Annotated in this window: 9 protein-coding genes and 2 tRNA genes; 2 read left to right on the top strand and 9 right to left on the bottom strand. The window is 71.8% G+C overall.

The genetic code is table 11. The features are described from left to right. Positions 1-44: 44 nt before the first annotated feature. The 8 genes from ACFU99_RS23210 to ACFU99_RS23245 form a co-directional block, all read right to left on the bottom strand. Entirely contained in the window at positions 45-1100 is a 1056-nt protein-coding gene (locus ACFU99_RS23210) for a UDP-N-acetylmuramate dehydrogenase (protein WP_384394939.1), read from the bottom strand. A gap of 83 nt (positions 1101-1183) precedes the next feature. Then, on the bottom strand, positions 1184-2641 hold the full coding sequence (locus ACFU99_RS23215) for a DHA2 family efflux MFS transporter permease subunit (RefSeq protein WP_384394941.1): 1458 nt from the start codon (positions 2639-2641) through the stop codon (positions 1184-1186). A 118-nt stretch (positions 2642-2759) separates the two neighbouring features. Continuing rightward, positions 2760-3323 carry a TetR/AcrR family transcriptional regulator gene (locus ACFU99_RS23220; RefSeq protein ID WP_384394943.1) on the bottom strand — a complete coding sequence of 188 codons (564 nt, stop codon included), beginning with the start codon at positions 3321-3323 and terminating at the stop codon, positions 2760-2762. A 117-nt stretch (positions 3324-3440) separates the two neighbouring features. Beyond that, positions 3441-3875 carry a MaoC family dehydratase gene (locus ACFU99_RS23225; protein ID WP_384394944.1) on the bottom strand — a complete coding sequence of 145 codons (435 nt, stop codon included), beginning with the start codon at positions 3873-3875 and terminating at the stop codon, positions 3441-3443. 5 nt (positions 3876-3880) lie between these two features. Further along, on the bottom strand, positions 3881-4333 hold the full coding sequence (locus tag ACFU99_RS23230; protein ID WP_363225637.1) for a MaoC family dehydratase N-terminal domain-containing protein: 453 nt from the start codon (positions 4331-4333) through the stop codon (positions 3881-3883). 224 nt (positions 4334-4557) lie between these two features. Continuing rightward, the gene (rpmG, locus tag ACFU99_RS23235) at positions 4558-4722 is read right to left on the bottom strand and encodes a 50S ribosomal protein L33 (protein WP_003948671.1); all 165 of its coding nucleotides are present in this window, start codon (positions 4720-4722) and stop codon (positions 4558-4560) included. An 84-nt stretch (positions 4723-4806) separates the two neighbouring features. Then, positions 4807-4879, bottom strand: a tRNA-Met gene (locus ACFU99_RS23240). 49 nt (positions 4880-4928) lie between these two features. After that, positions 4929-5001 (bottom strand) — tRNA-Thr (locus ACFU99_RS23245). A 192-nt stretch (positions 5002-5193) separates the two neighbouring features. On the opposite strand from ACFU99_RS23245, the gene ACFU99_RS23250 reads away from it, so the two are divergent. Then, positions 5194-6498, top strand: coding sequence for an amidohydrolase family protein (locus tag ACFU99_RS23250; protein ID WP_384394947.1), 1305 nt, complete (start codon positions 5194-5196; stop codon positions 6496-6498). Positions 6499-6546: 48 nt separating this feature from the next. Here ACFU99_RS23250 and ACFU99_RS23255 read toward each other — a convergent pair whose 3' ends face one another. Next, on the bottom strand, positions 6547-7752 hold the full coding sequence (locus ACFU99_RS23255; protein ID WP_384394949.1) for a hypothetical protein: 1206 nt from the start codon (positions 7750-7752) through the stop codon (positions 6547-6549). Positions 7753-7804: 52 nt separating this feature from the next. Between ACFU99_RS23255 and ACFU99_RS23260 the strand changes: the two genes are divergently transcribed. After that, a complete protein-coding gene (locus ACFU99_RS23260; RefSeq protein WP_384394951.1) occupies positions 7805-8473 on the top strand; it encodes an NAD(P)H-binding protein in 669 nt (222 codons plus the stop codon). Positions 8474-8565 lie beyond the last annotated feature (92 nt).

The raw sequence follows: 8565 nt of genomic DNA on the forward strand, positions 1-8565 counted from the left end.
CCGGGGCACGGGGCGGAGCCCCGTAAAAACCGCCGGCGGTCAGCTCACAGGCGGACGCCCACCGTCACCGGCTCATTCACCAGCGTCACCCCGAAAGCCTCCCGCACCCCGTCCCGCACCTCACGCGCCAGCGCCAGCAGGTCCTCCGTCCGCGCCGCCCCCCGGTTCGTCAGCGCCAGAGTGTGCTTGGTGGAGATGCGGGCCGGGCCCGCCCCGTATCCCTTGGCGAAGCCCGCCCGGTCGATGAGCCAGGCGGCGGACGTCTTCACGTGCCCCTCCCCCGCCGGGTAGGCCGGCGCGGCGACGTCCGGCCCGAGGCGCTCGGCGACGCGGGCGAGGAACGCCGCGTGCTCGGCCTCGGTGAGGACGGGGTTGGTGAAGAAGGATCCGGCCGACCACGTGTCGTGGTCGTCGGGGTCGAGGACCATGCCCTTGCCCGCGCGCAGGCCGAGCACGGCCGTACGGGCGGTGGCGGCGGGCACCCGGTCGCCGGGTTCGACGCCCAGCGCCCGCGCCGTCTCGGCGTACTTGATCGGCGCGGACAGCCCGCCCGCGTCCTCCAGCTCGAACCGCACGCGCAGCACCACATGGCGCTCGGGGTCGGCCTTGAAGCGGCTGTGGCGGTAGGCGAAGCCGCACTCGGCGTTGGGTACGGTCACGACCTCGCCGGCCCGCCGGTCGTAGGCGACGACCTCGGTGATCGTGGCGGAGACGTCCTGCCCGTACGCGCCGACGTTCTGGATCGGGGTCGCGCCGGCGGAACCGGGAATGCCCGCCAGGCACTCGATGCCGGCCAGCCCCGCCTCGACGGCGTGGGCGACGGCGTCGGACCAGTTCTCGCCCGCGGCCAGCTCCAGGCGGGTGCCGTCCAGCGTGCGGCCGGTGGTGGCGATGCGCAGGGCGGTGCCCTCGAAGCCCTCGTCGGAGATGACCAGGTTGCTGCCGCCGCCGATGATCAGCAGCGGGGCGCCGACGGCGTCGGCCTCCCGCACGGCGGCGACGACCTCGTCGTCGGTGACGGCGGTGATCAGGCGGGTCGCGGGGCCGCCGAGCCGGAAGGTGGTCAGCGGGGCGAGGGGGGCGTCATGGAGTTCCTGCACGGGCCCAAGAGTACGGGGACGGCGCCGCGGACCCTCGGCGGTGGTCGCCGGGGCCCGCGGTACTACGGATCGTCGGAAAGGGCTCAGGCGGCGACCGGGGACTTGCGTTCCGCCGGGGCCTGGCCGCCCTGCTCGTCCGGCCCCTGGCCCGTACGGCCGCGGGCGGGGATCAGGACGGCGGCCACGGCCGCGAGCGCGACGGCTCCGGCGCCTGCCCAGAGGGCCGGCTCCAGCCCGTCCACGAACCGCTGACCGCTCTCGTAGCCGCCCTGGGCGGAGAAGACCGTGGCGAGCACGGCCACGCCGAGCGCGCCGCCCACCTCGCGCAGCGCGTTGTTGGCCCCGGAGGCGATGCCCTGCTCGCTGGGGCGGACGCTGGACATCGCCAGATTGGCGGCGGGCGCGAAGTACATCCCCATGCCGATGCCGCTGACGATCAGGCCGGGCAGCTGCGCCGCGTACGAGATGTCGGGGCTGAGGACCATCGCGAACAGGGCGAGGCCGAGCGCCTGGAGCGCGAGGCCCACGGCGACGACGGGGCGGCCGCCGATGCGGTCGGAGAGATAGCCGGCGATGGGCGCGACGATCATCGGCATGCCGGTCCACGGGAGCATGCGCAGCCCGGCCTCGGTGGGCGAGTAGCCGAGGACGTTCTGGAGGAACTGGCTGAGCAGGAAGATCGAGCCGAACATCCCCACGAACATCAGCATGCTGGCCGCGTTGATCGCCGAGAAGCCGCGGATGCGGAAGAGGCGCATGGGGAGCATGGGGTGGGCGGCGCGGAGTTCGTACGCGACGAAGGCGACGAGCAGCGCCGCGCCCGCTATCAGCCCGGTGAGGACCGGGCCGCTGGTCCAGCCGTCCGGGTTGGCGCGGACCAGGGCGTAGACGATGCCGAACAGGCCGAAGCTGGCGAGCGCGGTGCCGGGGAGGTCGAGCCGGGCGTCCGCGCGGCGGCTCTCGTTGAGGCGCAGCCGGGCGAGGGGGAGCAGGGCGACGCCGATCGGGACGTTCAGCCAGAAGATCCACTGCCAGGAGATGTGTTCGGTGAGGGTGCCGCCGATGAGCGGGCCGGAGGCGACGGCGAGTCCGTTGACCGCGCCCCAGATGCCGTACGCCATGCCGCGGCGGGCGGCGGGCACGGCGGCGGTGAGCAGGGTCAGCGTGAGCGGCATCATGACGGCGGCGCCGACGCCCTGCACGGCGCGGGCGGCGATCAGGCCGTCGATGCCGGGGGCGAGGGCCGCGGCGGCGGAGGCGGCGGTGAAGAGGGCGGTGCCGGCGATGAAGAGCCGGCGGCGGCCGAAGCGGTCGCCGAGCGCGGCGCCGGACATCAGCAGGACGGCGAAGGTGAGGGTGTAGGCGCTGACGGTCCATTCGAGGTCGGCCAGCTCGCCGCCGAGGTCCTCGCGGATGGAGGGCAGGGCGGTGGTGACGACGAGGTTGTCGAGGGCCGCCATGAAGCCGGCGGCGCTGGTGATGATCAGGGCCCAGACGGTGGTGGAGCGGCTGCTCCGGGTCGGTTCCGGTGGATGGGTCACTTTTCTCCCCCAGTGATTAGTTATGGATCACTAAGTTTTTCGGGCATGAAAAATGGGTGCGGGAAAGCGGGAGCGAGAGAGCCGACACCAAGGGAGAGCCGTCCCCCTGGGGCGTCGCTCAGTCCCTCGGCTTACAAGGCACCGTCTCGTGAATGCCGTCCCACAGACGGTGATCGGGCGGGAAGCCCAGCGACACGAGGACGTTGATGAGCATCCCGTGCGCCAGGAACGACGTGGTCTCCTCCACATTCCCCCCGACGGCCAGCCGGATCGCGTCCCACAGCCTCTGCCAGCCGGCCCGCACCGAGTCGCCGAACTCGCGGTCGCCCGCGGCCTCGGCCGACGCCACCGCGACGTACACCTGCATCTGCATGAGGAGCTTGTCCGGGTCGCTGGCGATGAGCTCCTGGTACGCCGCCCCCATGGCGCTGAGCGCGTCGTCCCCCTCCAGCCCTTCGGCGGCCTTGACGAAGACCTCCAGGTTCTCCTGGATGCAGCGCTCCGCGGCGGCGAGGAAGATGGCCTGCTTGTTCGGGAAGAGACGGAAGAGGTACGGCTGCGAGACGCCCACGCGCTTGGCGATGGCCTCGGTGGACGTTCCCTTGTAGCCGCCGCGCGCGAATTCCGCCATCGCCGCGCGGATGACGCTCTCGCGCCGCTCCTCCGCACTCATCCTGACCATGCGGATAAGTTAGTGCCCAATCACTAACTAGGTCAAGGAGGGCAGCGGGGAGAACGGTAAGGGGCGGCCGCCCATGGCGACCACCCCTTACTCACACCGCACCGCTACCCGTAAGTCTCAGGCGAGCCGTACCACCGCGCGGGACATCCCCAGCACCTTCTGGCCCGCGCTCATCGCGGTCAGGTCGACCCGGACCGTACGGGCCTCGTCGTCGAGCTTGGCCGCGACCTTGGCGCTGACCTCGATGACCGCCCCTTCGTCGTCGTTGGCGACCACGACGGGCTTGGTGAACCGCACGCCGTACTCGACGACCGCCGCCGGGTCGCCGGCCCAGTCGGTGACCACACGGATCGCCTCGGCCATGGTGAACATGCCGTGCGCGATGACGTCCGGCAGCCCGACCTCCTTGGCGAACTTCTCGTTCCAGTGGATCGGGTTGAAGTCGCCGGAGGCGCCGGCGTACCGCACGAGCGTGGCGCGGGTCACCGGGAAGGACCGCGCCGGGAGTTCGGCGCCCACCTCGACGGCGTCGTACGAGACCTTCGCTGTCATCTGTCTCACTCCCCCTCGGCGGCGCGCGCCACCAGCATCGTGTGCGCGGTCACCACGTGCTCGCCGTCCGCGTCGTGCACCTCGCCGCGCACGGACAGGACGTCGTTCCCGGCCAGCGACTTGACCGACTCGATGGTCGAGGTGACGGTGAGCCGGTCCCCCGCCCGTACGGGCCGGGTGTAGGCGAACTTCTGGTCGCCGTGCACCACCCGGCTGTAGTCCAGGCCCAGCTGGGGGTCCTCGATGACCTGCCCGGCGGCCTTGAAGGTGATCGCGAAGACGAAGGTCGGCGGGGCGATCACGTCGGGGTGCCCGAGGGCCCGTGCGGCCTCGGCATCGACGTACGCCGGATTGGCGTCGCCGACCGCCTCGGCGAACTCACGGATCTTCTCCCGGCCGACCTCGTACGGTGCGGTGGGCGGATAGGTCCGTCCGACGAAGGACTGGTCGAGCGCCATCGGCTCGGCACCTCCTGTTGTTTGCGTGCGGATGGGTACAGGTACCACAGGCGCGTACAGGTATCTCGGACAGGTACGGGCGACTCGGGCGGATATCCCGGGCGCATGTCCCGGGCACAGTCTCGGACAGGCAGCCCGGACAGCCGCGACGGGAGCGCACTGCGCATATCAACGCCGCGAGGCCGCCCCCAAAAAATGGGGACGGCCTCGCAGACGAGCCTTTGTTATCGCGTTTCGCGGTGCGCGGTGTGCGCGTTGCAACGCGGGCAGTGCTTCTTCATCTCAAGACGGTCCGGGTTGTTGCGCCGGTTCTTCTTGGTGATGTAGTTCCGCTCCTTGCACTCCACGCAGGCCAGCGTGATCTTCGGGCGGACGTCGGTGGCAGCCACGTGAGTGCTCCTTGACGGATGGAAGGGTTAACGCATAAAAGAGTAGCCGACCGGAGGACCGACCCCACAATCGGCTACTGTGTGTAGCGGTGACCGGACTTGAACCGGTGACACAGCGATTATGAGCCGCTTGCTCTACCGACTGAGCTACACCGCTGTGATGCGAGAGAGACCCTCGCCCGAAGGCGAGGAACTTCACACACCAGAGCCCCAATACGGAATCGAACCGTAGACCTTCTCCTTACCATGGAGACGCTCTGCCGACTGAGCTATTGGGGCGAGCGATGAAGACATTACACGCTCGGCCGCCGATCGTGAAATCCGTATCCGTTCCCCGTCGCCCTCCGCCCCAACCGCCTCTCGAACCACACCGGTACGACTATTCGGCGCTTGCTCGAAGCCGCCCCGGCCGCGCCCTAGGCTCGGACCACGCTGCGTGATCATGCACGCCCCGGCCCTTCGAGGAGCGCGATGCCCGACAGCCAGTCGCAGCCCCCCAAGAACCCCGACGGCGAGGCTGCCGGAGGCGCCGACGCCGCCGCCGGGCCCGCCGCCCCCGACTGGACCGCCCTCGTCCTGTGCGGCGCCCGGCTCGCCGACGGCCGCACCGTGGACGTACGGCTGAGCGGCGGGACCATCGAGGCCGTCGGCACCCCCGGCAGCCTCGTCCCCGGCACCCGCGTCGACCTGCACGGCTATCTGCTGCTGCCCGCCCCCGCCGAGCCGCACGCGCACACCGACACCGCCCTCACCGCCGACGCGGACGCCGCCGGCCCCGTCCCGCACACCCTGGAGGACGTGCAGCGCCGCACCACCGAGGCCGCCCTCCTGCACCTGGGCCACGGGGCCACGGCGCTCCGCAGCCATGTGCGGATCGGCGACGTACAGGGACTGCGCTCGCTGGAGGCCGTGCTGCTGGCCCGCCGGGCGCTGCGCGGGCTCACCGACCTCACCGCCGTCGCCGTCCCCCGGCTGCTGACCGGCGCGGCCGGGGCGGACGGCCTCGCCATGCTGCGGGACGCCGTGAAGATGGGCGCGACCGTGATCGGCGGCTGCCCGGACCTCGACCCCGACCCGACCGGGTACACCGAGGCCGTCCTGGAGATCGCCGCCGAGCACGACTGCGCCGTGGACCTGCATACGGACGGTGACGACCCGGCGCGGCTGGCGCGGCTCGCGGCGATGGCCGGCCGGCTGCGGCCCGGCGTCACCCTCGGCCCGTGCGGCGGCCTCGCCCGGCTCCCGTACGACCAGGCCGTACGGGCGGCCGAGCAGCTGGCGGCGGCGGGCGTCGGCGTGGTCTGCCTGCCGCAGGGCGACTGCTGCGCGCTGGAGCAGCGCGAGGCGCGCGTCTCGCGGTGCGCGCCGGTGCGGCTGCTGCGCGCGGCCGGCGTCGCGGTGGCGGCCGGGAGCGGCGCGCTGCGGGACGCGGCCAACCCGGTGGGGCGCGGCGATCCACTGGAAGCCGCCTATCTGCTGGCGTCGCGCGGCGAGCTGCGGCCGGGTGAGGCGTACGAGGCGGTGAGCACGGCGGCGCGGGCCGCGCTGGGGCTGCCGCGGGTGCGGGTGGAGGCGGGGTTCCCGGCGGAGCTGCTGGCCGTGCGCGGGGAGAGCGTCGCGGGCGTCCTGTCGCTCGCGTACAGCCGGACGGTGGTGCACCGGGGGCGGGTGGTGGCCCGTACGAGCGCGGTGCGGGAGTACTGCGACTCGGCGGCGGTGATCGCCCTGGACCTGCCCCGGCAGTCGGCGCGCGGGGGCGGGGGCGTCGCTCCGTAGGAGGGGCGGCCTGTACGTATGGGACCGGCCGCCCCTCGGGCCAGGTTGTCAGCCCGTGTAGAGGGAGGTGTCGGCTCCGTGGACGCCGCCGTGGCCGGTGGCGCCGCGGGCGCCCGAGGCCAGGGACATGGCCCCGGCGATCATCTCCTCGGGGTCGATCGCGGTGGCGTTCGCGGGGGCGGTGACGTTGTCGGCGCTGTCGTCGAACGTCATCCGCAGCGGCACCTCGCCCTTGATCTTCGCCTTCTCCGCGAGGGGCGCGAGGTCCATGGAGGCGGCGGAGAGCTTGCCCTTCTTCAGGGCGAAGTCGACGGAGACCTTGGCGTCCGGGATCTCCTTGAAGTCCTCTTCCTTGGGCATCTTGGCGGCGCCGCCGGGCGACATCTCGTCGGCGAACGGCCGCAGCTTGTCGAAGACGCTCTTGAGGACCGTACGGAAGGGGGCGGTGGCGACCACGTGGTCGGCGCCGTCGTGCTTGCCGCCGTCCTTGATCGTGACCTCGTGGTTCACGACGCCCTTGAGCTCTTCCAGGATCTTCTTCTGGCTCTGCTCGCTGAGCGTGGGCTTACCGGAGGGCGTCTTGCCGTCCTTGCCGTCCTTGCCGTCCTTGCCGCCGGTGACGCCGCTGCCGCCGTTGGCCTTCGACTGCTTCTCGGCGGCCTTCTTCATCGCCTTGGTGTCGACCTTGACCCACTCGCCGTCGAGGATCTTGTCGGCGAATCCGAGGCCCTTGGGGAGCTTGGCGTCCAGATCCTCCTTGGTGGGGGCCGGCGAACCGGTCATCTTCGCGAACGCCTTCAGGTCGACGCGGTAGTACACCGTGTCGCCGATGAAGCGGCCTTCCACCAGGTCGCCCTCGCCGCCCGAGATCTTCATCGAGGAACCGGTGACATCGCCCTGCTCCGTGTCCGCCAGCGCCTTCTTCGACTGCGCGGAGAAGGTGACCTTCAGCTTCGACATCGCCTTGGCCATGGCCGGCGGCATCGGTTCGTCGCTGCCCTTGGACATCGCGATCAGCTGGTCCGGAGTGGCGTCGAGACCCATCTCGACGGAGAGCGAGTGCTGCTTGCCCATCGCGTCGAAGGCGTTCGACAGCTGCTTCCCGGGGGACAGCTGCTGCTCCGTACCGCAGGCGACGGCGCCGGCGGTCAGGGCCGCGACGCAGCCGACAGCGGTGATGGTCTTGCGTATGGCGGTGATGACGGTCTCCCTCGTATACAGCGCGCGGCCATTTTTCGGCCACGTGTTGATCAACAACGGAGACTCTTGAGTGGCAGACAAGGTTGCACGGCGTACGGTCGGGAATATGCGCATTGTCATCGCTGGTGGACACGGTCAGATCGCACTCCGACTCGAACGGCTGCTCGCCGAGCGCGGCGACGAGGTCGCGGGCATCATCCGCAGGCCCGAGCAGGCGGGCGACCTCCTCGCCGCGGGCGCGGAGCCGGTCGTCTGCGACCTGGAGTCGGCGTCCGTCGAGGACGTCGCCCGGCACCTGGAGGGCGCGGACGCCGCCGTCTTCGCGGCGGGCGCGGGCCCCGGCAGCGGCGCGGACCGCAAGGACACCGTGGACCGCGGCGCGGCCGGCCTCTTCGCCGACGCCGCCGAGCGCGCGGGCGTACGCCGCTTCCTGATCGTCTCCTCCATGGGCGCCTCCGACACCCCGCCGCCCGGCACCGACCCCGTCTTCGCCGCCTACCTCCGCGCCAAGGGCGCCGCCGACGACGACGTACGGGCCCGCTCCGGTCTCGACTGGACCGTCCTGCGACCGGGCCGGCTGACGGACGACGCGGGTACGGGCCTGGTGACGCTCGCCGAGTCCACCGGGCGCTCCGACGTCACCCGCGACGACGTGGCGGCGACACTGGCCGCACTGCTGTACGCACCGACGACGGCGGGCCGCACGCTGGAACTGATCGGGGGCGACACTCCGGTGGAGCGGGCGGTGGAGGCGGTGGCGGAAAAGGGGGCGTAGCCAGTCCCGCACGGCCCGTCAGGACCGCCGGCCGGAGGCCGGAGGCTTGGCGGCACCCGGCGCCGACATACGAAAAGGCCCCTGATCTGCGA

It is taken from the genome of Streptomyces sp. NPDC057654, from assembly GCF_042800135.1.
Classification (GTDB): Bacteria; Actinomycetota; Actinomycetes; order Streptomycetales; family Streptomycetaceae; genus Streptomyces.